The organism is Salmonella sp. FC25216, from assembly GCF_057751355.1.
In genome coordinates this window covers 23,575-48,503 of sequence record NZ_JBDGON010000006.1, presented here as the reverse complement: position 1 = coordinate 48,503, position 24,929 = coordinate 23,575, and the positions used below count along the sequence as shown (strand labels likewise).

Sequence of the window (24,929 nt, the reverse complement as noted above, 5' to 3'; positions counted from 1 at the left end):
AAAAATACAGCTCAGGAGAAATGAACATGAGTTCTGTCAAAAAGATCGGGCTATTTGCCTGTACTGGCGTTGTTGCCGGTAATATGATGGGGAGCGGGATTGCATTATTACCCGCCAACCTTGCCAGTATTGGTGGCATTGCCATCTGGGGCTGGGTAATTTCTATTATTGGGGCAATGTCACTGGCTTATGTTTATGCGAGGCTGGCAACCAAAAACCCTCAACAGGGTGGCCCTATTGCTTATGCAGGGGAAATATCTCCGGCGTTTGGTTTCCAGACCGGCGTTCTTTATTATCATGCAAACTGGATTGGTAATTTAGCCATCGGTATTACCGCCGTTTCTTATCTTTCTACGTTCTTCCCGGCATTAAATAATCCAATACCGGCAGGTATTGCCTGTATTGCTATCGTCTGGCTATTCACCTTTATTAATATGCTGGGCGGGGCATGGGTCAGCCGCTTGACGACTATTGGCCTGTTCCTGGTGCTGATCCCGGTAGTATTGACCGCAGTGGCCGGCTGGCATTGGTTCGATATCGCGACCTATCACGCGAACTGGAACACGTCTACGACGACCGATTCTCACGCCATTGTCAAAAGTATTCTGCTCTGCCTGTGGGCGTTCGTTGGTGTTGAGTCTGCCGCCGTCAGCACCGGCATGGTGAAAAACCCGAAACGCACCGTACCGCTGGCAACCATGCTGGGTACCGCGCTGGCAGGCATTATCTATATCGCAGCGACTCAGGTTATCGCCGGGATGTTCCCTGCTTCCGTTATGGCCTCTTCCGGCGCGCCGTTCGCTATCAGTACTTCCACTATTCTGGGTGGCTGGGCTGCACCGCTGGTTTCCGCCTTCACCGCTTTCGCCTGCCTGACGTCTCTGGGCTCCTGGATGATGCTGGTAGGTCAGGCTGGGGTTCGCGCCGCCAACGATGGCAACTTCCCGAAAATTTACGGCGAAATGGATAAAAACGGTATTCCGAAAAAAGGTCTGCTGTTGGCTGCGGTGAAAATGACGGCGCTGATGATTCTGATCACCATCATGAACTCCAGCGGCGGTAAAGCGTCCGACCTGTTCGGCGAACTGACCGGGATTGCCGTACTGCTTACCATGCTGCCGTACTTCTACTCCTGTGTTGACCTGATTCGCTTCGAAGGGTTCAACATCCGTAACTCGGTAAGTCTGATTTGTTCTGTACTGGGCTGCGCGTTTTGCTTCATCGCACTGATGGGCGCCAGCTCCTTCGAACTCTCCGGCACCTTTATCGTCAGTCTGATCATCCTGATGTTCTACGGCCGCAAAATGCACCAGCGCCAGAACAACGACAGCGAAAACAATACGGCTGAAGCGCTTTAACCGCTAACTCCTTTTTCTCAAAGCCCCTTTCGTCACCTGCTATAGCGTAGCGGGAGGGGCCCACTTTACCAGGAACAAGACTATGAACGTTATTGCTATCATGAACCACATGGGCGTCTACTTTAAAGAAGAGCCTATTCGTGAACTGCATCGTGCACTGGAAGGTTTAAATTTCCGTATCGTCTATCCAAACGACCGAGAAGACCTGCTGAAGCTGATTGAAAATAATGCCCGCCTTTGCGGCGTCATTTTCGACTGGGATAAATATAACCTTGAGCTTTGCGAAGAGATTAGCAAGCTGAACGAGTATATGCCGCTGTACGCCTTCGCCAACAGCTACTCTACGCTGGACGTCAGCCTCAACGATCTGAGAATGCAGGTTCGCTTCTTTGAATATGCTTTAGGCGCCGCAGCCGATATCGCGGCGAAAATTCGCCAGAATACCGATGAATACATCGACAATATTCTACCGCCGCTGACAAAAGCGCTGTTCAAATATGTGCGTGAAGGAAAATATACCTTCTGTACGCCTGGCCACATGGGTGGGACCGCTTTCCAGAAAAGCCCGGTAGGCAGCATCTTTTATGATTTCTTCGGCCCGAACACGATGAAATCTGATATTTCGATTTCCGTTTCCGAACTGGGTTCGCTGCTGGACCACTCCGGCCCGCATAAAGAAGCGGAAGAGTATATCGCCCGCGTCTTTAACGCCGAACGTAGCTACATGGTGACGAACGGCACCTCTACGGCGAACAAAATCGTCGGTATGTACTCCGCGCCAGCAGGCAGCACGGTACTGATTGACCGTAACTGTCATAAATCGCTGACTCATCTGATGATGATGAGCGACATTACGCCGATTTATTTCCGCCCAACCCGTAACGCCTACGGTATTCTTGGCGGTATTCCGCAAAGCGAGTTCCAGCACGCCACTATCGCTAAACGGGTAAAAGAGACGCCTAACGCGACCTGGCCGGTTCATGCTGTTATTACTAATTCGACCTATGACGGTCTGTTGTATAACACTGACTACATCAAGAAAACTCTGGATGTGAAGTCCATTCACTTTGACTCCGCCTGGGTGCCTTATACCAATTTCTCCCCCATTTATGAGGGTAAATGCGGTATGAGCGGCGACCGGGTAGAAGGCAAAATCATTTATGAAACCCAGTCCACGCATAAACTGCTGGCGGCGTTTTCACAGGCATCCATGATTCATGTTAAAGGCGACATTAACGAAGAAACCTTTAACGAAGCCTACATGATGCATACCACCACCTCTCCGCACTACGGTATCGTTGCGTCAACTGAAACCGCAGCGGCGATGATGAAAGGTAATGCGGGTAAACGTCTGATTAACGGTTCTATTGAACGTGCGATTAAATTCCGTAAAGAAATTAAGCGCCTGAAAAGCGAATCCGACGGCTGGTTCTTTGACGTATGGCAGCCGGAACATATCGATGGGGCTGAGTGCTGGCCGCTGCGTTCAGATAGCGCATGGCATGGCTTCAAAAATATCGATAATGAACACATGTACCTCGACCCGATCAAAGTCACTATCCTGACTCCGGGGATGAAGAAAGACGGTACGATGGATGAATTCGGTATTCCGGCAAGTCTGGTCGCCAAATATCTCGATGAACGTGGCATCATCGTAGAAAAAACCGGCCCGTACAACCTGCTGTTCCTGTTCAGCATTGGTATCGACAAAACCAAAGCTCTGAGCCTGCTGCGCGCGCTCACTGAATTTAAACGCGCCTTTGACCTGAACCTGCGCGTCAAAAACATTCTGCCGGCACTGTACCGCGAAGCGCCTGAGTTTTATGAAAATATGCGAATCCAGGAACTGGCGCAGAATATTCATAAACTGGTTGAACACCATAATCTGCCGGACTTAATGTACCGCGCGTTTGAAGTGCTGCCGACAATGGTGATGACGCCGTATACTGCGTTCCAGAAAGAGCTGCATGGCGAAACGGAAGAGGTATATCTTGAAGAGATGGTTGGACGCGTCAACGCCAACATGATCCTTCCTTACCCTCCGGGAGTGCCGCTGGTGATGCCTGGTGAAATGATCACCGAGGAAAGCCGTCCGGTACTGGAATTCCTGCAAATGCTGTGCGAAATCGGCGCTCACTACCCGGGCTTCGAAACCGATATCCACGGCGCCTATCGTCAGGCGAACGGACGTTACACCGTTAAGGTGCTGAAAGAAAATACGAAATAAGTACCAAAGGGAAGTGGCTTGCCACTTCCCTTTTTCACGCAGCAAGGAGACTTTATGAAAACACCCTCACAACCGCGCGCGATTTTTTACATCGTGGCGATTCAAATTTGGGAATACTTCAGCTTTTACGGCATGCGTGCCTTACTCATCCTTTATCTTACCCACCAGCTTGGTTTTAATGACAGCCACGCGATCAACCTCTTCAGCGCCTACGCCTCTTTAGTTTACGTTACCCCTATTCTTGGCGGCTGGCTTGCCGACCGCCTGCTTGGCAACCGCGTGGCGGTTATCACCGGCGCCTTATTGATGACGCTGGGTCATGTGGTATTAGGCTTAGAATCTGATTCAACGCTGAGTTTATATGTGGCGCTGGCCATTATTATCTGCGGCTATGGCTTGTTTAAATCCAATATTAGCTGTCTGCTGGGCGAACTTTACGCACCTGATGACAACCGCCGCGACGGGGGATTCTCGCTGCTTTACGCCGCCGGAAATATTGGTTCGATAGCCGCGCCGATCGCCTGTGGTCTGGCGGCGCAGTGGTATGGCTGGCATGTCGGCTTTGCGCTGGCGGGCGTGGGAATGTTCATCGGCCTGCTCATCTTTTTAAGTGGTCATCGCCACTTTCAGCAGACGCGCGGTGTTAATCGCCCCGCGCTGCGGGCGGTTAAATTTGCCCTTCCAACCTGGGGTTGGCTGGTATTAATGCTGTGTATCGCGCCGGTATTCTTCACCCTCCTGCTGGAAAATAACTGGTCTGGCTATGTGCTGGCCATTGTCTGCGTCTTCGCGGCGCAACTTATCGCCCGTATTATGGTTAAATTTCCCGAACACCGTCGCGCCTTGTGGCAAATCGTACTGTTAATGATCATCGGCACTCTCTTCTGGGTTCTGGCGCAGCAGGGCGGAAGTTCGATCAGTTTATTCATCGACCGTTTTGTCAACCGCCACTGGCTGCACATGACCGTCCCCACCGCGTTGTTCCAGTCGGTCAATGCGATTGCGGTGATGGCGGCGGGCGTGATGCTGGCGTGGCTGAGCAGCCCGAAAGAGAGCGCCCGCTCGGTACTGCGCGTCTGGCTTAAATTTGCCGTGGGGCTGGTATTAATGGGCGGCGGTTTTATGCTACTGGCGCTAAACGCGCATCAGGCCCGGTTAGACGGGCAGGCATCAATGGGAATGATGATCGCAGGGCTGGCGCTGATGGGCTTTGCGGAGCTGTTTATTGATCCGGTAGCGATGGCGCAAATTACCCGTCTCAATCTGCCGGGCGTCACAGGCGTACTGACCGGTATCTATATGCTGGCGACCGGCGCGGTCGCTAACTGGCTGGCTGGCGTCGTCGCGCAACAAACCACGGAATCGCAAATTAGTGATACGGCGGTAGCCGCCTACGGACACTTTTTCTCGCAAATGGGCGAGTGGACGCTAAGTTGCGTGGCGCTGATCGTCGCCATTGTCAGCCTGAGATGGCTTTGCACTCGAACCACGCCGGCGCTACCGCAGGGCGATTAAACAGTGGTTCGCTGCCCACAAGGAGGAGATGGGCAGCGAATCGGCACATCAGATAGCCGCGTCGTCTTCTTCACCAGTACGGATACGAATAACGCGGGCGACGTCAAAGACAAAAATCTTACCATCGCCGATTTTCCCCGTCTGCGCGGTACGAATGATGGTGTCAACACAGGTATCCACGATGTCGTCAGGCACAACGATTTCAATTTTTACCTTCGGCAGAAAATCCACCATATATTCCGCGCCGCGATACAGCTCGGTGTGGCCTTTTTGACGGCCAAAGCCTTTGACTTCAGTTACCGTCATCCCGGTAATACCTACCTCGGCCAGCGCTTCACGGACATCGTCCAGTTTGAAGGGTTTAATAATCGCATCAATCTTTTTCATGCTATTCCTTGAAAAGGTCGCCTGTGTTTTGATCGGTTAAACGTAACATATTTCGCACTACTTTACGGCATGAAAACTACTCTTTGAAATCATTCGCATCCAGTTCATGACGGGAGAGTAGCTTGTAGAATTCCGTGCGGTTGCGCCCCGCCATCCTTGCCGCGTGCGTCACGTTACCTTTGGTAATTTGCAGTAACTTGCGCAGATAGTTCAGTTCAAATTGGTTTCGCGCTTCGGCAAAGGTTGGCAGCGCGGTGTTTTCGCCTTCCAGCGCCTGCTCGACCAACGCATCGCTGATCACCGGCGAAGAGGTTAACGCCACGCATTGTTCAATGACGTTGACCAGTTGGCGCACGTTGCCCGGCCAGCTTGCCGTCATCAGCCGCTTCATCGCGTCGGTAGAAAAGGCGCGGACAAATGGTTTATGCCGTTGTGCCGATTGTCTGAGCAGATGATTAGCCAGCAGCGGAATATCCTCGGTACGCTCGGCCAGCGCCGGAATTTTCAGGCTAACTACATTCAGCCGGTAGTACAAATCTTCACGAAATTCGCCCCGCGCCATCGCCTTCGGCAGATCGCGGTGCGTCGCAGAAATAATTCGCACGTCGATATCGATATCGCGATTGCTGCCCAGCGGCCTGACTTTGCGCTCCTGTAACACCCGCAGCAGCTTCACCTGTAACGGCGCGGGCATATCGCCAATTTCATCCAGAAACAGCGTGCCGCCTTCCGCCGCCTGGAACAACCCTTCACGATTGCTCACCGCGCCGGTAAAAGCGCCGCGCGCATGGCCGAATAATTCGGACTCCAGCAACTGTTCCGGCAACGCGCCGCAGTTAATGGCGACAAAGGGCTTGTTACTGCGCGGGCTGGCGTTATGAATGGCCTGTGCAAAAATCTCTTTCCCGGTGCCGCTTTGTCCGTTAATCAGCACGCTGACATCCGACTGTGCAACCATGCGCGCCTGTTCAAGCAGTCGCAGCATCAGCGGGCTACGAGTAACGATAGATTTGCGCCAGCTATCGTCCGTCGCGGGAGCGGACTGCTCCAGCGCTTCATCTATCGCTTTATATAACGCGTCTCTGTCGATCGGCTTCGTCAAAAAGCTGAATACGCCCTTCTGGGTAGCGGCCACCGCATCCGGAATGGAACCATGCGCCGTCAGAATGATAACCGGCATTCCCGGCTGTACTTTCTGAATTTCTGTGAACAGTTGCATACCGTCCATTTCATCCATGCGCAGGTCGCTTATTACCAGATCTACTTTTTCCCGATGCAGTACCCGTAGTCCTTCCTGGCCGCTCTCGGCGGTAACCACGCTGTATCCTTCGCTGGTCAGGCGCATACCGAGTAATTTCAGTAATCCGGGATCGTCATCGACCAGCAGTAGGTGCGCCGGTTTACGGCTTATCATGGCGTTACCTCATCTTGTGACGGCGACGGCGCCGCGCCATCTTCAGAGGTCGCGGGTTTGTCATTCGTATGCGGCGTCTCGGCGTTGTAATTCCCTGCCGGTTTCCGTGTCGAAAGCTGGCGCTCAATATCGGTTAAACTCTCCAGCTTACGGGTGGTAAGATCGAACTGCGTTTGCAAGGCCTGTTGCTGCTGGCGCAGCGCATCCAGCTCACTATCTGACGTTTGCTGGAGTTTGCTATAGCGCTGACGTTCGGCAGAAAGGGCTAATTGCAGCGCCTGACCGTCATGCCAGATTTGGTAAACGGGCCGTACCTGAGCCGGTATTTGCGCGCTTAACGCCTCCAGACGGGATACCATGGCGCGACGCTCCGGCGGCGTAATTTTTGCATCCGCCAGTAAGATCCCGCGCCTGAAGGCATTCTGCCAGTTATCATCCGTCAACGCACGCGCCTCTGCGCGCGACTGAACCGGCATCAAACGATCGGCGCAGTCAATCGCGCGTAGCCAGTACAGCGGATTCGTCTCCACCGTCTGCCCGCGTAGCGACCAGATATCCGCGCACGCCGTCGGGAGATAATCCGCCAGTTGATAATGGGGGAGCTTGTCCTGCGCTGCGCTATCGGGCAGTTGCTGTGCGGCGTGGGGAACACATGCGGTCAGCGCCAGACACGATATGCCCACCGGTATTCCCCACCGCAAAAGGCATCGTTTAATAGTTTGGACTAAAACGTGTGACATACTCACCAGGCTTAAATTCATATTAGTGTTTGTCAGATATAGGGAGAGGCAGCGAGATGCGAAAACAGACTTCTTGCGCGTTGTCATCCACCAGTCGGATCTCTCCCTGCATTCGACGAATACAATCTCTGGCGATACTCAGCCCTAGCCCACTGCCTTTTACTGCCCCTTTTCGCTGGTGGCTTCCCTGGAAAAAAGGCTCAAAAATCATTTCTCTTTCCGTTTGCGGAATCGGCTCACCGCTATTAATCACATCGATATAAACCGTGGAGCCCTGAGAGCGACTACGGATATAAATGTTACCGGATTCAGCGCCGTAGTGCACCGCGTTGGAATAGAGATTATCCAGCACGCTCATCAGCAACATTGGCTCTGCCATGCAGCGCTCGGCCTCCAGGTCGACATCGGTATGCATCATTTTAGCGCGGGCAGGTAAACTGTGGGCGGAAACCACCATATCCACAAGCGGCGCGATATCAACCGCTTCCAGCTCTGTGGCACTGTCCACCAGTTTCCGGTTGTAATCAAGCAATTGCTCAATCAATTTTTGTAAATTACGACTGCTGACATCCAGAATATCGACTACCTCTTTTTGCTCCGGCGTCAGCGGCCCAACCACCTGATCGGCCAGCAGCTCTGTCCCCTCGCGCATACTGGCCAGCGGGGTTTTCAGCTCATGAGACAGGTGACGTAGAAACTGATGCCGCTGGGATTCCAGCCACGCCAGGCGCTCACTCAGCCAGATAATGCGCTGCCCCACCGATCGTAATTCACGCGGACCGGTAAAGGTGACGGTATTCCCCAAAGAACGGCCCTCGCCCAGGCGATTAATCATCCGTTCAATTCCTTTCACCGGCCCGATAATCATGCGGGTAAAAAGTAGCACCATCGCCAGACTCACCAGAAATAGCACCAGCGCCTGCCAGCCGAAAAATTGTCCGCGCTCGGCGATTTCTTGTTGTAACTGCTGCCCGCGCGAGTAAACGACAGTACGCGTCGCCTGCACCATTTCCGTATTGGCATTGGCAAAAGCCTCCAGACGCGCGGCGGCCGCCGCTTCCGGGCCGCTATCTTTACACTGTAATTGTGCCAGCGCGTTTAAATCCTGGCGTAACGCCTGATACAGCTTATCATCCGGCAAGACACCGGCATGGGCGTCCAGCATATCGCTATAGCGCTTACGCTGGCTTTGATACACCTTCGCCAGCGTCGAATCGTCAAGCACGCAATACTGTCGGTAACTTCGCTCCATCTCCAGCGCGACGTTGGTCATCGCCTCACTACGCCGGGCGTCAATAAGCGTGCTGCGGTTAGTCACCGCGGCCTGATCGCTTAACGCGTTAAGACTTTGCCACGCCTGCCAAGCCAGAACCAGCAACGGCAGCAAGATTAGCAAAAAGGCCAGCATGACCAATTGTCGTAAAGATCGGGGGAAAACAGACCAGCGCTTCAACGTATCGCTCACATAAAAGAAGAATAAAAAAGATGCTAACCGAGGGGAGCGCCAGATACAACAAAGCCGGGTTAAACCCGGCTTTGTTGCGGAATAAGGCGGTGCCTAACTCGACGTTTCGCCCGGAGGTTGATAAAGCTACGCTATTATCAGAAGTTGGACGGCAGGCACCTTGTTGTGCGTCATTCGAAGTTTATGTAGCGCGTCCCTAAGGGGCTGACATAAGAAGGTGAATGAGCCACTGATTACTATTATGCAGTAACTGTGCCAGGTTGCAAAACAATTCATTAATTTGATGATTTTAATGTGTTTTATAACCTGTCCGTATCCTGATGCTGGCGGGCAAAATTTCAGCAACATGTCGCCAAGAAGCGACACTAAAAACCATCATCTTAATATCATTCAAAAAACAATGAGTTAAGTGTCACCCTTTAGCGACACTACGTGTATGGTGATGTCGGGGTTTCACGACACCACCAAAATACCGGACAGCGACGCCTGGAACTACCCTAACTGCTTACGCGCATTACGGAAGATACGCATCCACGGACTATCCTCCCCCCAGTTTTCCGGGTGCCAGGAGTTGGCGACGGTGCGGAATACGCGTTCCGGATGCGGCATCATAATCGTCACCCGACCATTTTCGGTCGTCACCGCCGTGATACCGTTCGGCGAACCGTTCGGGTTAGCAGGGTAACGTTCGGTCACGTGACCGAAATTATCCACGTAGCGCAGGGCGACCAGGCCTTTGCCCTCAAGCGCCGCAAGATGCGCATCGTCACGCACCTCAACGCGCCCTTCCCCATGAGAAACCGCAATCGGCATCTGTGAGCCTACCATTCCTTGCAGCAGCAGCGATGGGCTTTGCGTCACTTCCACCAGACTGAAGCGGGCTTCAAAGCGGTCAGAATGGTTACGTACAAAACGCGGCCACAGTTCGCTGCCCGGGATCAGCTCGCGCAGATTCGACATCATCTGGCAACCATTGCACACCCCAAGCGCCAGCGTTTGCGGACGATGGAAGAAGGTTTCAAACTCGTCACGAACGCGATGGTTAAACAGAATGGATTTCGCCCAGCCTTCACCCGCCCCCAGCACGTCGCCGTAGGAAAAGCCGCCGCAAGCCACCAGCGCGTGGAAGTTACCCAGACCGATGCGACCGCCCAGCAGGTCGCTCATATGGACGTCAATAGCGTCAAAGCCCGCGCGATGGAACGCCGCCGCCATCTCCACGTGAGAGTTCACCCCCTGTTCGCGCAGTACAGCGACTTTCGGTCGTGCGCCTGTCGCAATGTACGGCGCGGCGATATCTTCATTAATGTCAAACGACAGCTTCACGTTGAGGCCCGGATCGGCATCATTCGCTTTCGCCTCATGTTCCTGGTCGGCACATTGCGGATTGTCGCGCAGACGCTGCATCTGCCATGTGGTTTCCGCCCACCAGACACGCAGCGTAGTGCGGCTTTCGCTGAATACCGTCTGGTCATTAGCGGTAATCACAAAGCGATCGCCTGCCAGGGCCTGACCAAGGTAGTGGACGCAGTCAGCAAGGCCGTACTGCGCCAACAGCGCTTCGACCGCGTCTCTGTCTTCAGCGCGTACCTGAATCACGCCGCCCAGCTCCTCGTTGAACAGTGCGGCCAGATGGTCATCGCCCAGCGCGGCGATATCGACCTGCACGCCGCAGTGGCCGGCAAATGCCATCTCGGCCAGCGTCACCAGCAGACCGCCGTCGGAACGGTCGTGCCAGGCCAGCAGTTTACGCGCAGCGACCAGCGCCTGCATGGCGTCATAGAAGCCTTTCAGTTGCGCGACGTCACGCACATCCGCGGGTTTGTCGCCAAGCTGACGATAGACCTGCGCCAGCGCCGTTGCGCCCAGCGCGTTGTGGCCTTTGCCAAGATCGATCAGCAGCAAGGCGTTATCTTCCGTTGAAAGCTGCGGCGTAAGGGTATGACGCACGTCTTCCACGCGGGCAAAGGCGGAAATCACCAGCGACAGCGGCGAGGTCATTTCGCGCTGTTCGTTGCCTTCCTGCCAGCGAGTTTTCATCGACATCGAATCTTTACCCACCGGAATGGTCAGGCCAAGCTGCGGACAGAGTTCCTCTCCCACCGCTTTAACCGCGTCATACAAACCGGCATCTTCGCCAGGATGACCGGCTGCCGCCATCCAGTTAGCGGAAAGTTTGATGCGCTTGATATCGCCAATCTGCGTCGCGGCGATGTTGGTCAACGCTTCGCCGACGGCCAGGCGGGCGGAGGCGGCAAAGTCCAGCAGCGCCACCGGCGCACGCTCGCCAATCGACATCGCTTCGCCGTAGTAGCTGTCGAGGCTGGCGGTAGTAACCGCGCAGTTAGCCACCGGGACCTGCCACGGGCCGACCATCTGATCACGCGCCACCATACCGGTGACGGTACGGTCGCCAATAGTGACAAGGAAGGTTTTTTCCGCCACGGTCGGCAGATGCAGAACACGATTTACCGCGTCGGCAATCGTGATATCCGCGCGGTTCAGCGCGTCGCCTTTCGCCTTCAATGTTTGCACATCGCGGGTCATTTTCGGCGTTTTACCCAGCAGGACATCCAGCGGCAGGTCGATCGGCTGATTGTCGAAATGGTTATCATGCAACGAGAGATGCTGTTCTTCGGTAGCGTCGCCAATGACCGCATACGGCGCGCGTTCGCGCTTACACAGTTCATCGAACAGCGGCAACTGGTCAGCCGCCACCGCCAGTACATAGCGCTCCTGGGATTCGTTACACCAGATTTCCAGCGGGCTCATGCCCGGCTCGTCGCTAAGAATGTCGCGCAGTTCGAACTTCCCGCCGCGCCCGCCGTCGCTAACCAGCTCCGGCATCGCATTGGAGAGACCGCCCGCCCCCACATCATGGATAAACAGAATCGGGTTGGCGTCGCCCAACTGCCAGCAGCGGTCGATCACCTCCTGGCAGCGGCGTTCCATTTCCGGGTTATCACGCTGAACAGAGGCAAAATCAAGATCCGCATCAGACTGGCCGGAAGCCATTGATGATGCCGCGCCGCCGCCGAGACCGATATTCATCGCCGGACCGCCGAGGACAATCAGCTTCGCGCCTACGACGATCTCGCCTTTCTGCACGTGATCGGCGCGGATATTACCGATCCCACCCGCCAGCATGACAGGCTTGTGATAACCACGCAGTTCTTCACCGTTGTGGCTTTTCACTTTCTCTTCATAAGTGCGGAAGTAGCCGGTCAACGCCGGGCGACCAAATTCGTTGTTAAACGCCGCGCCGCCCAGCGGGCCTTCGGTCATGATATCCAGCGCGGTGACAATACGTTCCGGCTTGCCAAAATCCTCTTCCCACGGCTGTTCAAAACCCGGGATACGCAGGTTAGAGACTGAAAAACCCACCAGACCGGCTTTTGGTTTCGCACCGCGCCCGGTGGCGCCTTCATCACGAATTTCGCCACCGGAACCGGTCGCCGCCCCTGGCCACGGAGAGATGGCGGTTGGGTGATTATGCGTTTCGACCTTCATCAGAATGTGCGCGGGCTCCTGATGAAAATCGTAACGGCCGGTATTGTGGTCGGCAAAGTAGCGCCCCACCGCAGATCCTTCCATCACCGCGGCATTGTCTTTATAAGCGGATAGCACATAGTCCGGCGTGGTTTCGAAGGTGTTTTTAATCATTTTAAACAGCGATTTCGGCTGCGGTTTACCGTCGATAATCCAGTCGGCATTAAAAATCTTATGGCGGCAGTGCTCGGAGTTTGCCTGGGCGAACATATACAGTTCGATATCGTTCGGGTTGCGCCCCAGTTTGGTAAACGCCTCCTGCAAATAATCAATTTCATCCTCCGCCAGCGCCAGACCGAGACGCAGGTTGGCGTCAATCAGCGCCTGGCGGCCTTCTCCCAGCAGATCGACACTGGAAACCGGCGCAGGCTGATGGTGGATAAACAATTTTTCCGCATCGGTTAAAGAAGAAAACACCGTCTCCATCATGCGGTCGTGCAGCTCTGCGGCAACTTGTCGCCACTGTTCCGCCGTCAACGTCGAAGCCTCGATATAGTACGCTACGCCGCGCTCCAGACGATCAACCTGTTGCAAGCCGCAGTTGTGAGCGATATCCGTTGCTTTCGAAGACCAGGGGGAGATAGTGCCAGGACGCGGCGTGACCAACAGGAGTTTACCCACCGGCGTATGACTGCTAAGCGCCGGGCCGTATTGCAGCAGACGGGTAAGCTGCGCCTGCTCGCTATCATTTAACGGGGCGTTCAGGTCAGCAAAATGGACATACTCAGCGTATATATTGTGGACCTGGAGGTTGGCAGCCTGAAAGCGCGCCAGCAGTTTATTGATACGGAATGCAGACAGTGCAGGCGAACCACGCAGAATTTCCATCATAAGTCTCTCGTCTTCTAAGCTTCGGTGTGCGCAAGGGGGGAAACGGACGTCATTATAAAGAATCTGACGCGCCGACGAAACCGTTTGCGTAGAAATAAAATCACCGCATTTTCTTGTCATACGGTGCGGCTATCGTTGCGAATAAGTTGCCAACTGGCGCATTGTTACGCAAAATGCCGCTCATTGATGACTTATCTATTGCAGCAAAACATCTTCTTCAGCCCGAGGCAACGCACGATTCAGAGAATTAACTAATTGAAAAAATTAAAGATTAATTATCTGTTCATCGGCATATTGACGCTGCTGCTGGCAGCAGCCCTTTGGCCCTCTATCCCCTGGTTCGGTAAAACCGAAAACCATGTCGCCGCGATTCAAGCCCGGGGGGTATTGCGCGTCAGCACGATCGACTCGCCATTAACCTATTCCGTTATCAACGGTAAAAAATATGGCCTGGACTATGAACTGGCACAGCAGTTCGCCAACTATCTCGGCGTAAAGCTGAAAGTGACGGTACGCCAGAATATCAGCCAGTTGTTTGACGATCTGGATAACGGCAATGCCGACCTGCTCGCGGCAGGGCTGGTCTACGACAGCGCGCGCGTTAAAAACTATCAGCCCGGTCCCATGTATTACTCGGTTTCGCAACAGCTTGTCTACCGGGTCGGACAATATCGCCCACGTTCGCTGGCGACCGTTAACGAGAATCAGCTTACCATTGCGCCGGGGCACGTCGTGGTCAATGATTTACAGCGTTTAAAAGAGACAAAGTTTCCCGACCTGAGCTGGAAGGTGGATGATAAAAAAGGCTCGACGACGCTGCTGGAAGAGGTCATCAGCGGCAAACTGGATTACACTATCGCCGATTCAGTGGCGATCAGTCTGTTTCAGCGCGTCCATCCCGAACTGGCCGTAGCGCTGGACGTCACGGATGAACAGCCCGTGACCTGGTTTAGCCGACTGGACGACGATAATACGCTCTCCGCTGCGCTGCTCGATTTTTTCAATTCGATCAATGAAGATGGTTCTCTGGCGCGGATTGAAGAGAAATATCTGGGGCATGGCGATGATTTCGACTACGTTGACACCCGCTCTTTCCTGCGAGCGGTGGATAACGTCCTGCCGGAGCTGGAACCGTTATTTAAAAAATATGCCAAAGAGATAGACTGGCGTCTGTTGGCGGCGATTTCTTATCAGGAATCGCACTGGGACCCGCTGGCGACCTCGCCAACCGGCGTGCGCGGCCTGATGATGCTGACTAAAAATACTGCCCAAAGTCTGGGGTTGACCGATCGTACCGATGCGGAGCAAAGCATCAGCGGCGGCGCTCGCTATCTTGAAGATATGATGGCTAAAGTTCCCGAAACCGTTCCGGAAGACGAGCGTATCTGGTTTGCTTTAGCCGCCTACAATATGGGTTATGCGCACATGCTCGACGCCAGATCGCTAACGGTAAAAACCAAAGGCAATCCGGATAGCTGGACCGATGTGAAGCAACGTTTGCCGCTATTAAGCCAAAAACCGTATTACAGTAAGTTAACCTACGGTTACGCGCGCGGACATGAGGCTTATGCTTATGTGGAAAATATCCGTAAATACCAGATAAGTTTGGTGGGGTATTTGCAGGAAAAAGAAAAGCAGGAAGCGGAAGCCATGAAACTGGCGCAGGATTATCCGGCAGTATCCCCGGAGGAGCTGAATAAAGCGCCCTTCCCCTTCCTTTCGTTTTTATCGCAGTCATCAGGCTACCTGACGCATTCGCCGTCTTTACTGTTTACACCGCAGAAGAAAGAAGAAAAATAGCGCGGTGGTCTTATTGGATGGCGACGCGCAACGTCTTATCCGGCATTGCGCTATGCCGCCGGCCCCGTGCCTTCCGCGCGGGCGGCTTTCTTCAGGGCTTTAATTTCCTGACGACGCATACGGAAAAAATCACTGAGCAGCGTCGCACATTCATCGCGCAGCACCCCTTCAATAATGTCGACCCGGTGATTCATTCCCGGATGGTGCAGCACATCAATTAGCGATCCGGCCGCGCCGGTTTTTGCATCGCGCGCGCCAAAGACAACGCGTCCAATGCGGCTATGCACCATAGCGCCTGCGCACATCACACAGGGTTCCAGCGTGACATACAGCGTGGCATCCAGTAACCGGTAATTCTGCAATACCAGACCGCCCTGACGCAGCGCCATTATTTCAGCATGCGCAGTAGGATCGTGGCGGCCAATGGGCCGATTCCAGCCTTCGCCAATGACGCGATGGTTATGCACCAATACCGCGCCAACCGGGACCTCTCGTTCGTCCCAGGCGCGTTTCGCCAGCGTCAGCGCATGGCGCATCCAGTATTCGTGATCTAATTCGACATCAGACAAAGAGGTAACTCCGGTAATGAAAGCGGGCGGCATTATACACAGACGCTATGCTTTTCACTATTCGAGCTGCTGTAACTCGCCGTGCGGCGTCACCCGCCAGCGATGCTGGCAAAAATAAAGCAGCGGGTTATCCTGTTTGCTGTCGCTGTAGCCGCTATAAAGACGCAGCGGCGTACCGATTTTACGTTCCAGTTGCGCGACTTTTTCATGGCCCAGACAGCGCACGGTCAATACCCAGCCGCCATACCGTCGCGCCATCTGGCTGGCGATGAGGTTAACGCGCGGTAGCCACGGCGTATCAAAATAGACTTGCTCTACCAATGATTGCGGAGAACCGGTAATAAGCCAGATATCCGCGTCAGAGCTCAATAGATAGGTGGTCAGACGCTCCTGTACAACCGGAAACGCCGTGACGTTAGCGCGAAACCAACGGACAAAATCCGCCTGATGCGCCTGCAAACGCGTTTCGCTATGGCCAAAAGTACAGCCCCACAACAACAGACTCATCGGCCAGCGGGCCGCACGCCCTTTTACCAGTAAACCAATACCGATAATGGGCAACAGCGGCAGTACGAGCAGCGCATTTAACGGCTGACGGCGCAGCAAATAACGCAGAAAACTGCCGAACATATCCTGTTGATGTAACGTTCCATCCAAATCAAAAAAGACGACACGACGCTCGTGGCTGACCAAACCTTACTCCTCTGGATCGTTGAACCCCAGCAGCCAGGTAAAAATAAACCCGGCAATTACCGCTATTAAATAGCCTAACAGATAGAACAGGACTTTTCCGGCAACAATTGTTAATGCCAGAGGTAAACCGGAAATGCCAAAGGTAATTACCGTCGCCACTTTCCAGTAACTGATCAACGCCCCACCTACCGCGCCGCCAAGGCAAGCGCCAATAAATGGCTTACCCAATGGCAGCGTGACGCCAAAAATCAGCGGCTCGCCAATCCCCAGCAGTCCGACCGGAAGCGCGCCTTTAATCACCTTTTTGAGTCGCGCATTGCGGGTTTTCATCAGTACGGCAATGGCCGCGCCTATCTGACCAACGCCCGCCATCGCCAGGATAGGAAACAACGCGTTATAGCCGTGCGCTTGCACCAGCTCCACATGAATAGGCACCAGCCCCTGATGCAATCCGGTCAGTACCAACGGCAGGAAGGTTCCGGCTAACACCGCGCCCACCAGAAAACCCCCGCTTACGATTGCCCAGGACGCGCCGTGAGCGATAGCGTCTGAAATCCAGCCGCCAAGCGGTTGCAGCGCGACAATCGCTACCGCACCGGTGATAATAGTCGTCAATAAAGGGTTAAGAATTAACTCCAGCGACCCCGGCAACAGCTTACGGAACTGGCGCTCAATCCAGCACATTAACGCCACCACCAGCAGGACGGCAATGACGCCGCCCCGTCCCGGCTGAAGCGCCTCGCCAAAGAGCGTAATCTGCGCCAATTGCGGGCTGGAAAGTATCCCCGCCATCACGCCGCCTAACGCCTGCGATCCGCCAAAGACTTTTGCGGTATTGACGCCAACCAGAATGTTCATGATAGCGAACACCGCGCTACCAAATATCCCCATCAGGCCCAGCAGGTTAGGGTAATGGACGGCAACATCGCCAACAATATCCGGACGTTTAAGAATGTTGATAATGCCGGTAATCAAGCCGGATGCGATAAAGGCGGGGATAAGCGGAATAAAAACATTCGCCAGCTTACGCAACGCATCGCTCATCGGTGCTTTATACTTCGCTTTCGCCTCGGATTTGGTACGCGCCATAGCGTCTATACCCGGTTTTACACCGCCTGCGGCAATCTGCACGCGCATCGCATCGACCACCTGCGCAGCCTTCCCCGGTCCAACGATCAGCTGATGTTGCTCCCCTTGCTTTACGTATCCACTGACGCCAGGCAACGCTTTTAAGCGTGGAATATCCAGTTGGCTATCATCCTGTACCTCCACTCTGACTCGCGTCATACAGTTTTCCAGGCGCAGAATATTTTGCTCTCCGCCTATACCACGTAAAATATCGCTGGCGAGCGCTGCCGTCTTATCCATACACACCTCTTTAGTGTTCTAACGCCGCTCTTAAAAAGCCCTGATGAACGGCGAGTTTTCCCCTGGCGGCCTCGGCATCCAGTCCCGTAAGCGCCATCAGAATGGCGGGCTTAACCTCAAAATCGGTCTGTTTCAACAATGTTTCCGCCTCCTCACGACCTATCCCGGTCACTTCAACGACCATCCGACATGCGCGATCGACCAGTTTGACATTGGTGGCTTTCATATCCACCATCAGGTTTTGATAGACCTTGCCGAACTTCACCATCGCGCCGGTAGAAATCATATTGAGCACCATTTTCTGCGCGGTGCCGGATTTCAGCCGCGTAGAGCCGGTAAGCGCTTCGGGCCCGACAACTGGCGAAATAGCGATATCAGCCTCCCGCGCAACAGGCGAATCTGGATTACAGGAGACGGCCACGGTAGTACAACCGGACTGTCGCGCATAGCGCAGACCGCCAATCACATAGGGTGTACGACCCGACGCCGCAAGCCCCACCACCAGATCTTGTTCTTGCAGATTTAGCGCGACAAGATCGTCTTCGCCTGCCTGTTGGCTGTCTTCCGCGCCTTCGACTGCTTTCAGCAACGCGCCCGGCCCGCCGGCAATCAGCCCGACGACCAGACCGTGCGGAACGCCAAACGTCGGGGGGCATTCTGAGGCATCCAGTACGCCAAGCCGACCGCTGGTGCCCGCGCCCATGTATATGATACGTCCGCCAGACTTCAGCGCCGCCGCTGCGGCATCCACCGCACGTGCAACGTCAGGCAGAGTGGCTTTTACTGCTTCTGCTACCAGCGTATCCTGTTCATTAAAACGCTTAACTAGTTCAGGGGTAGGCAACGCATCCAGATCCATCGTTTGCGGGTTACGGGTTTCAGACACTAACGTACCAAGATTCATTTTTGTCCCTCTGGAATTTTTAATTCATAATAAGCGCCCATAATGGAATAGAATATTCCCCCAGGCGAGTGAAATTTTGTTTTGTCGTCGCCATCACGTTTTCGCAGGAGCCGCCCATGAACTGTTTGATTCGTATTCGCCAGCGTTATCCGGATCTCGCGCAGAGCGACAAGAAACTGGCAGATTATCTCCTCGCACAACCGGATACGGCGCGGCATCTGAGCTCGCAGCAACTGGCGGCCGAAGCGGGCGTCAGCCAGTCCAGCGTAGTCAAGTTCGCGCAAAAACTGGGGTTTAAAGGGTTTCCGGCGTTGAAACTGGCTATCAGCGAAGCGTTAGCCAGCAATCCTAATCCGCATTCCGTTCCCGTTCATAACCAGATTCGCGGCGACGATCCGATGCGCCTGGTCGGAGAAAAATTAATTAAGGAGAATGTGGCGGCGATGCACGCCACGCTGGACGTTAACAGCGAAGAAAAACTGTTAGAAAGCGTCGTGATGCTGCGCCACGCCCGACGTATTGTGATCACCGGGATTGGCGCCTCTGGACTGGTGGCGCAAAATTTTGTCTGGAAGCTACTGAAGATTGGCGTTAACGCGGTGGTTGAGCGCGATATGCACGCACTGCTGGCGACGGTGCAGGCAATGGCGCCGGAGGATCTGCTGCTGGCGATCTCTCATTCCGGGGAGCGGCGAGAGCTGAACCTGGCGGCGGACGAAACATTACGCACAGGCGCGAAGATCCTGGCCATTACCGGTTTTTCTCCCAACGCCTTGCAACAGCGCGCCACCCGCTGCCTGTATACGATTGCTGAAGAGCAGGCGACGCGTAGCGCCGCTATCTCCTCGACACATGCGCAAATGATGTTGACCGACTTACTGTTTATGGCGCTGGTACAGCAGGATTTAGAGCGGGCACCGGAGCGTATTCGCCATAGCGAGGCGCTGGTAAAAAAACTGGTTTGAGTAAAGAATGCGCGTATAATGCCCGCCCGGTTTGTGATGTTTTGAGAGTTTCCTGATGGCCCTGTTAATCACCAAAAAATGTATCAATTGCGATATGTGCGAGCCCGAATGCCCGAATGAGGCGATTTCAATGGGCGACAGCATTTACGAGATTAACAGCGACAAATGCACCGAGTGTGTAGGTCATTACGAAACGCCAACCTGCCAGAAAGTCTGCCCGATCCCCAATACGATTTTGCAAGATCCCGCCCATGTCGAAACCGAAGAGCAGTTGTGGGATAAGTTTGTCCTGATGCATCATGCAGATAAACTCCAGGTCGAATAAGGCGTTTACGGCGCAACAATGCCTGATGGCGCTACGCTTATCAGGCCGACAAAATATCGGCACGTAGGTCGGATAAGGCGTTTACGCCGCCATCTGGCAACACAAAACAACCCTGCCCGGCAAATCTAACTTTCCAGAATGACCGTAGCGCAGGCGTAATGGCGCTCATCGGCCAGCGTGACATGCATATGCGCCACACCAAGTTTTTCCGCCAGCGTTAACGCCTCTCCCCACAGCCGCAGACGTGGTTTTCCCAACTCATCGTTAAACACTTCGAACTGATTAAACGCCAGACCGTTGCGGATACCGGTGCCAAAAGCTTTCGCTGCCGCCTCTTTGACCGCAAAACGCTTGGCGAGAAAACGCACCGGCTGCTGATGCGTCTCCCAAATAGCCCACTCGTTGTCGCTGAGCACACGCCTTGCCAGACGTTCGCCGGAGCGGGAGATCACTGCCTCAATGCGGGCAATCTCTACAATGTCCGTTCCCAGGCCAAGAATCGCCATTAGCTGCGCGCTTCCAGCATCAAACGTTTCATTTCAGCCACCGCCTCTTTCAGACCCGTCATCACCGCCCGACCAATAATGGCATGACCGATATTGAGTTCGTGCATTTCCGGCAGCGCGGCAATAGCTTTGACGTTATGGTAGGTCAGGCCATGACCCGCATTCACTTTTAGCCCCAGGCGGGCCGCCAGGGTCGCGGCGCTGGCAATACGCGCCAGCTCTTTTGCCTGTTCCGCATCGGTTTCTGCGTTAGCATAGCAACCGGTATGGATTTCGATAAACGGCGCGCCCACTTCCGCCGCCGCATTGATTTGCGCTTCATCAGCATCAATAAAGAGCGAAACCTGGATGCCAGCGGCCGCCAGACGCGCACAGGCATCGCGCATTTTATCGCGCTGTCCGGCCACATCCAGGCCGCCTTCGGTGGTGACTTCCTGGCGTTTTTCCGGCACCAGACAACAGAAATGCGGCCTGGTTTCTACGGCGATCGCCAGCATCTCTTCGGTCACCGCCATCTCCAGATTCATGCGCGTATGCAGCGTCTGACGCAGAATGCGCACATCGCGGTCAGTAATGTGGCGACGATCTTCACGCAGGTGTACGGTAATGCCGTCCGCGCCTGCCTGTTCAGCAATAAACGCCGCCTGTACCGGGTCCGGATAGTCGGTGCCGCGCGCGTTACGTAACGTGGCGATGTGGTCAATATTAACGCCTAAGAGTAATTCAGCCATGACAATCCTCGTTAATCTTTCTTCGTTTTTACTGTGCGTTTGGGCATAAATTGCCGGAACAGCTCCCGGCTTTTTAACGGTTTTCCCCCAAGATACGGCTTTAACGCCATACGGGTAAAGCGTTTCGCGGCACGCAGAGTATCTACATCCGGAAATTCCCGCGCCTCCAGTGCTTTCAGGTGCCGTCCGGTAAAGGTGTTGTTATCAATGACGACGCTGGCGATAAACCCCTTTTCTTCGCGATAGCGGTAGGTCATGGTGTCATCCACCCGCTCGTCGCTCCCCGCACAGTGGGTGAAATTGACGCCATAACCCAGATGTCCCAGCAACGCCAGTTCAAAACGTCGCAACGCCGGTTCAGGCGAGCCAGTGGTTCCCGCCAGCGCCTGAATACAGTTCAGATAATCAAAAAAAAGTTCGGAGAAGCGCGTTTCATATTCCAGTACGCGAGAGAGGAGTTCGTTGATATACAGGCCGCTATAGAGCGTAATACCGCTTAACGGCAGCGCCAGAGAAACCGCCTCGGCGCTGCGCAGGGTTTTCACCTCGCCGCGTCCGCTGTAGCGTAGCAATAACGGCGTAAAAGGCTGCAACGCGCCTTTCAGATTGGAACGTTTAGATCGCACGCCTTTGGCGACAAGGCGCACGCGCCCCGATTCTTCCGTGAAGACGTCCAGCATCAGGCTGGTTTCGCTCCAGGGGCGACTGTGCAGAACAAATGCGCGCTGCCACCCTTCCACGCAGTGTTAACTCACAGATCGTCTACGTAACCGAGACTGCGCAGAGCGCGTTCGTCGTCGGCCCAGCCGGATTTCACTTTCACCCACAGTTCCAGGTGTACCGGCGCTTCGAACATCTCCTGCATGTCTTTACGCGCTTCAATACCAATGGTTTTGATTTTGGCGCCTTTGTTGCCAATCACCATCTTCTTCTGCCCTTCACGCTCGACGAGGATCAGCCCATTGATATCATAGCCGCCGCGTTCGTTGGTAACAAAACGCTCAATCTCAACGGTAACGGAATACGGCAGCTCGGCGCCGAGAAAACGCATCAGCTTTTCACGGATGATTTCAGACGCCATAAAGCGCTGAGAGCGATCGGTGATGTAATCTTCCGGGAAGTGGTGAATAGCTTCCGGTAAATGTTTACGCACGATACCGGCAATGGTATCGACGTTCATACCAGTTTCAGCAGAGATCGGCACGATATCAAGAAAGTTCATCTGGCTTCCCAGGAACTGGAGGTGCGGCAGCAAATCGGCTTTTTCCTGCACGTTATCCACCTTGTTAACGGCGAGAATAACCGGCGCTTTGCCGTCGCGCAGTTTGTTCAGGACCATCTCGTCGTCCGGCGTCCAACGGGTGCCTTCCACAACGAAAATCACCAGCTCAACGTCGCCAATCGAACTGCTCGCCGCCTTATTCATCAAACGGTTAATGGCGCGCTTTTCTTCCATATGCAGCCCCGGGGTATCGACATAGATTGCCTGATACGGGCCTTCGGTATGAATACCGACAATGCGGTGACGCGTGGTCTGCGCTTTACGGGAAGTGATCGAAATCTTCTGCCCAAGCAGTTTGTTCAGCAAAGTGGATTTGCCAACGTTTGGACGTCCGACGATGGCAATAAATCCGCAGTAAGTTTTGTCGGTGCTCATTCCAACTCCAGTTTTTTCAGCGCCTGTTCGGCGGCAGCCTGCTCCGCCTTACGACGGCTGGAACCCGTGCCAACCACCGGTTCACTCAGGCCGCTGACCTGGCAGTGGATAGTAAATTCCTGATCGTGCGCCTCGCCGCGTACCTGCACAACCAGGTAAGATGGCAGCGGCAGATGGCGACCCTGCAAATACTCCTGCAAGCGCGTTTTCGGATCTTTTTGTTTATCGCCCGGGCTTATCTCATCCAGACGGGTTTTATACCAGTTAAGGATTAACTGCTCGACGGTCTGGATATTGCTATCGAGAAATACTCCGCCGATTAACGCTTCAACGGTGTCCGCCAGAATAGACTCACGGCGGAATCCACCGCTTTTTAATTCGCCCGGCCCTAAACGCAGGCACTCGCCTAAATCAAATTCACGGGCTAATTCCGCCAGCGTATTACCACGCACCAACGTGGCGCGCATACGGCTCATATCTCCCTCATCCACCCGTGGAAAACGGTGATAAAGCGCGTTAGCGATAACGAAGCTCAAGATTGAGTCGCCTAAAAACTCCAGACGTTCGTTATGTTTACTGCTGGCGCTGCGGTGAGTTAATGCCTGCTGCAACAGCTCCTGATGATTAAAAGTGTAGCCCAGCTTCCGTTGAAGCCGATTAATTACGATGGGGTTCATGCGATACCAATAAATGAATGCGTCAACAATCCAGCACACGAAACAGACCTGATACACGTCATCTGCCCTGCCGCATCGCTGCAGCGGAAAGAGGGTTGTCTATAACCAACGCTGTTTCGTGTGCCGTGGCGGCCAAACGGCGCCAACCTAAAACTTCGGAGGAATATTCTATACACAACGACAGGGGATGTCGTTAGTCTGAGGGAATTTATCCAGGAAATAATTCACGCTGCCGCTAAAAAGACGACAGCGTGAACGATCATTTCGCCACAGTTAGTGAATACCGCCGATACGACTCAGGCGTACGCCTGTCGGCCACTCCCCTTCCTGCTTGTCAAAACTCATCCAGATAGCAACCGCTTTACCGACCAGGTTCGCTTCCGGAACAAATCCCCAGTAACGGCTATCCGCGCTGTTATCGCGGTTATCGCCCATCATGAAATATTGTCCCGGCGGTACAACCCAGGTCGCCAGCGGTTGTCCTGGCTGTTGGTAATACATGCCCAACTGATCCTGGGCTATCGGCACCATCAGGATGCGGTGCGTCACATCGCCCAGCGTCTCTTTACGTTCGGTCAGACGAATGCCGTTTTCTTTCGTCTCGTTTAGCGGAACCTCAAAGAAACCGCTGGTCGCTTCTCCGCCGTTACGGCGGGCAAAGGTCTGTACAAAATCGCTCGGCTCAACGTTAGAGTAGGTAACCGGCAACGCATTTTCGCACGCCTGACCGGAGCTACAGCCAGGCTGAATCGTCACCTCTTTCGCAACCGGATCATAAGTGATTTTATCGCCCGGCAAACCGACTGCGCGTTTGATGTAATCTAACTTAGGATCTTCCGGATATTTAAATACCACAATATCCCCGCGCTTTGGATGACCGGTTTCAATCAGGGTTTTCTGGTAGATCGGATCTTTAATGCCATAGGCAAATTTTTCCACCAGAATAAAATCGCCGATAAGCAATGTCGGCATCATCGAACCTGACGGAATCTGAAAGGGTTCATAAAGAAATGAACGAACGATCAGCACAATTGCCAGAACCGGGAAAACCGATGCCCCTGTCTCCAGCCAGCCCGGCTTAGGCGCCACTTTATTGAGCGTAGCGTTATCCAGCGCATCTCCCGACGCCGTTTGCGCGGCAACCTGACGCGCCCGACGTTTTGGCGCGAAAACAAACTTATCAACGCACCATAAAATGCCCGTCACCAGTGTGGCTATCACCAGAATCAGGGCAAACATGTTCGCCAT

22 protein-coding genes are annotated in these 24,929 nt (G+C 54.1%); 7 read left to right on the top strand and 15 right to left on the bottom strand.

The window, feature by feature from the left end; all coding sequences use genetic code 11:
• Positions 1-26: 26 nt before the first annotated feature.
• The 3 genes from cadB to dtpD all read left to right on the top strand — a co-directional run bounded on the left by cadB (position 27) and on the right by dtpD (position 5,100).
• Positions 27-1,358 carry a cadaverine/lysine antiporter gene (gene cadB, locus AC3G3F_RS13265; RefSeq protein ID WP_000100010.1) on the top strand — a complete coding sequence of 444 codons (1,332 nt, stop codon included), beginning with the start codon at positions 27-29 and terminating at the stop codon, positions 1,356-1,358.
• 82 nt (positions 1,359-1,440) lie between these two features.
• A complete protein-coding gene (gene cadA, locus AC3G3F_RS13260; RefSeq protein ID WP_023246002.1) occupies positions 1,441-3,585 on the top strand; it encodes a lysine decarboxylase CadA in 2,145 nt (714 codons plus the stop codon).
• A 54-nt stretch (positions 3,586-3,639) separates the two neighbouring features.
• A complete protein-coding gene (gene dtpD, locus AC3G3F_RS13255; protein WP_023246003.1) occupies positions 3,640-5,100 on the top strand; it encodes a dipeptide permease DtpD in 1,461 nt (486 codons plus the stop codon).
• A 48-nt stretch (positions 5,101-5,148) separates the two neighbouring features.
• Here dtpD and glnB read toward each other — a convergent pair whose 3' ends face one another.
• The 5 genes from glnB to purL form a co-directional block, all read right to left on the bottom strand.
• Entirely contained in the window at positions 5,149-5,487 is a 339-nt protein-coding gene (glnB, locus tag AC3G3F_RS13250; RefSeq protein WP_000717694.1) for a nitrogen regulatory protein P-II, read from the bottom strand.
• A 76-nt stretch (positions 5,488-5,563) separates the two neighbouring features.
• Positions 5,564-6,898, bottom strand: a complete 1,335-nt coding sequence (gene glrR / locus AC3G3F_RS13245; RefSeq protein ID WP_024134831.1) for a two-component system response regulator GlrR — start codon at positions 6,896-6,898, stop codon at positions 5,564-5,566.
• Positions 6,898-7,662, bottom strand: coding sequence for a two-component system QseEF-associated lipoprotein QseG (gene qseG / locus AC3G3F_RS13240; protein WP_077944600.1), 765 nt, complete (start codon positions 7,660-7,662; stop codon positions 6,898-6,900). Before qseG ends, glrR begins: the two co-directional genes overlap by 1 nt.
• Before the next feature lies 1 nt (position 7,663).
• Positions 7,664-9,094, bottom strand: coding sequence for a two component system sensor histidine kinase QseE/GlrK (qseE, locus tag AC3G3F_RS13235; RefSeq protein ID WP_134949864.1), 1,431 nt, complete (start codon positions 9,092-9,094; stop codon positions 7,664-7,666).
• 504 nt (positions 9,095-9,598) lie between these two features.
• The gene (gene purL / locus AC3G3F_RS13230) at positions 9,599-13,486 is read right to left on the bottom strand and encodes a phosphoribosylformylglycinamidine synthase (protein ID WP_070802055.1); all 3,888 of its coding nucleotides are present in this window, start codon (positions 13,484-13,486) and stop codon (positions 9,599-9,601) included.
• A 24-nt stretch (positions 13,487-13,510) separates the two neighbouring features.
• Between purL and AC3G3F_RS13225 the strand changes: the two genes are divergently transcribed.
• Positions 13,511-13,741 (top strand): hypothetical protein, encoded by a 231-nt coding sequence (locus tag AC3G3F_RS13225; RefSeq protein WP_053510787.1) that lies wholly within the window; start codon positions 13,511-13,513, stop codon positions 13,739-13,741.
• Positions 13,742-15,286 (top strand): membrane-bound lytic murein transglycosylase MltF, encoded by a 1,545-nt coding sequence (gene mltF, locus AC3G3F_RS13220; protein ID WP_023246007.1) that lies wholly within the window; start codon positions 13,742-13,744, stop codon positions 15,284-15,286.
• Between the two features lie 50 nt (positions 15,287-15,336).
• On the opposite strand, the gene tadA is transcribed toward mltF, so the two are convergent.
• The 4 genes from tadA to murQ are packed head-to-tail and all read right to left on the bottom strand — an operon-like array spanning position 15,337 to position 18,820.
• On the bottom strand, positions 15,337-15,888 hold the full coding sequence (gene tadA / locus AC3G3F_RS13215) for a tRNA adenosine(34) deaminase TadA (RefSeq protein WP_023246008.1): 552 nt from the start codon (positions 15,886-15,888) through the stop codon (positions 15,337-15,339).
• 24 nt (positions 15,889-15,912) lie between these two features.
• On the bottom strand, positions 15,913-16,548 hold the full coding sequence (gene yfhb / locus AC3G3F_RS13210) for a phosphatidylglycerophosphatase C (RefSeq protein WP_000253558.1): 636 nt from the start codon (positions 16,546-16,548) through the stop codon (positions 15,913-15,915).
• A 3-nt stretch (positions 16,549-16,551) separates the two neighbouring features.
• Positions 16,552-17,916 (bottom strand): PTS transporter subunit EIIC, encoded by a 1,365-nt coding sequence (locus tag AC3G3F_RS13205; protein WP_053510791.1) that lies wholly within the window; start codon positions 17,914-17,916, stop codon positions 16,552-16,554.
• A 10-nt stretch (positions 17,917-17,926) separates the two neighbouring features.
• On the bottom strand, positions 17,927-18,820 hold the full coding sequence (gene murQ / locus AC3G3F_RS13200; RefSeq protein WP_023246010.1) for an N-acetylmuramic acid 6-phosphate etherase: 894 nt from the start codon (positions 18,818-18,820) through the stop codon (positions 17,927-17,929).
• Positions 18,821-18,936: 116 nt separating this feature from the next.
• Between murQ and AC3G3F_RS13195 the strand changes: the two genes are divergently transcribed.
• Positions 18,937-19,785, top strand: coding sequence for a MurR/RpiR family transcriptional regulator (locus AC3G3F_RS13195; RefSeq protein ID WP_079836620.1), 849 nt, complete (start codon positions 18,937-18,939; stop codon positions 19,783-19,785).
• Between the two features lie 55 nt (positions 19,786-19,840).
• On the top strand, positions 19,841-20,110 hold the full coding sequence (locus tag AC3G3F_RS13190) for a YfhL family 4Fe-4S dicluster ferredoxin (RefSeq protein ID WP_053530088.1): 270 nt from the start codon (positions 19,841-19,843) through the stop codon (positions 20,108-20,110).
• 125 nt (positions 20,111-20,235) lie between these two features.
• Here the strand turns inward: AC3G3F_RS13190 and acpS are convergent, their stop codons facing one another.
• The 6 genes from acpS to lepB all read right to left on the bottom strand — a co-directional run bounded on the left by acpS (position 20,236) and on the right by lepB (position 24,929).
• Entirely contained in the window at positions 20,236-20,616 is a 381-nt protein-coding gene (gene acpS / locus AC3G3F_RS13185) for a holo-ACP synthase (RefSeq protein ID WP_000986043.1), read from the bottom strand.
• Positions 20,616-21,347 carry a pyridoxine 5'-phosphate synthase gene (gene pdxJ, locus AC3G3F_RS13180; protein WP_023246013.1) on the bottom strand — a complete coding sequence of 244 codons (732 nt, stop codon included), beginning with the start codon at positions 21,345-21,347 and terminating at the stop codon, positions 20,616-20,618. Before pdxJ ends, acpS begins: the two co-directional genes overlap by 1 nt.
• 11 nt (positions 21,348-21,358) lie before the next feature.
• On the bottom strand, positions 21,359-22,087 hold the full coding sequence (gene recO / locus AC3G3F_RS13175; RefSeq protein ID WP_080070285.1) for a DNA repair protein RecO: 729 nt from the start codon (positions 22,085-22,087) through the stop codon (positions 21,359-21,361).
• A gap of 11 nt (positions 22,088-22,098) precedes the next feature.
• On the bottom strand, positions 22,099-23,004 hold the full coding sequence (era, locus tag AC3G3F_RS13170; protein WP_023246015.1) for a GTPase Era: 906 nt from the start codon (positions 23,002-23,004) through the stop codon (positions 22,099-22,101).
• Entirely contained in the window at positions 23,001-23,681 is a 681-nt protein-coding gene (gene rnc / locus AC3G3F_RS13165) for a ribonuclease III (protein ID WP_001068341.1), read from the bottom strand. The genes era and rnc overlap by 4 nt, the downstream gene beginning before the upstream one ends.
• Before the next feature lie 273 nt (positions 23,682-23,954).
• Positions 23,955-24,929, bottom strand: coding sequence for a signal peptidase I (gene lepB / locus AC3G3F_RS13160; RefSeq protein ID WP_488395137.1), 975 nt, complete (start codon positions 24,927-24,929; stop codon positions 23,955-23,957).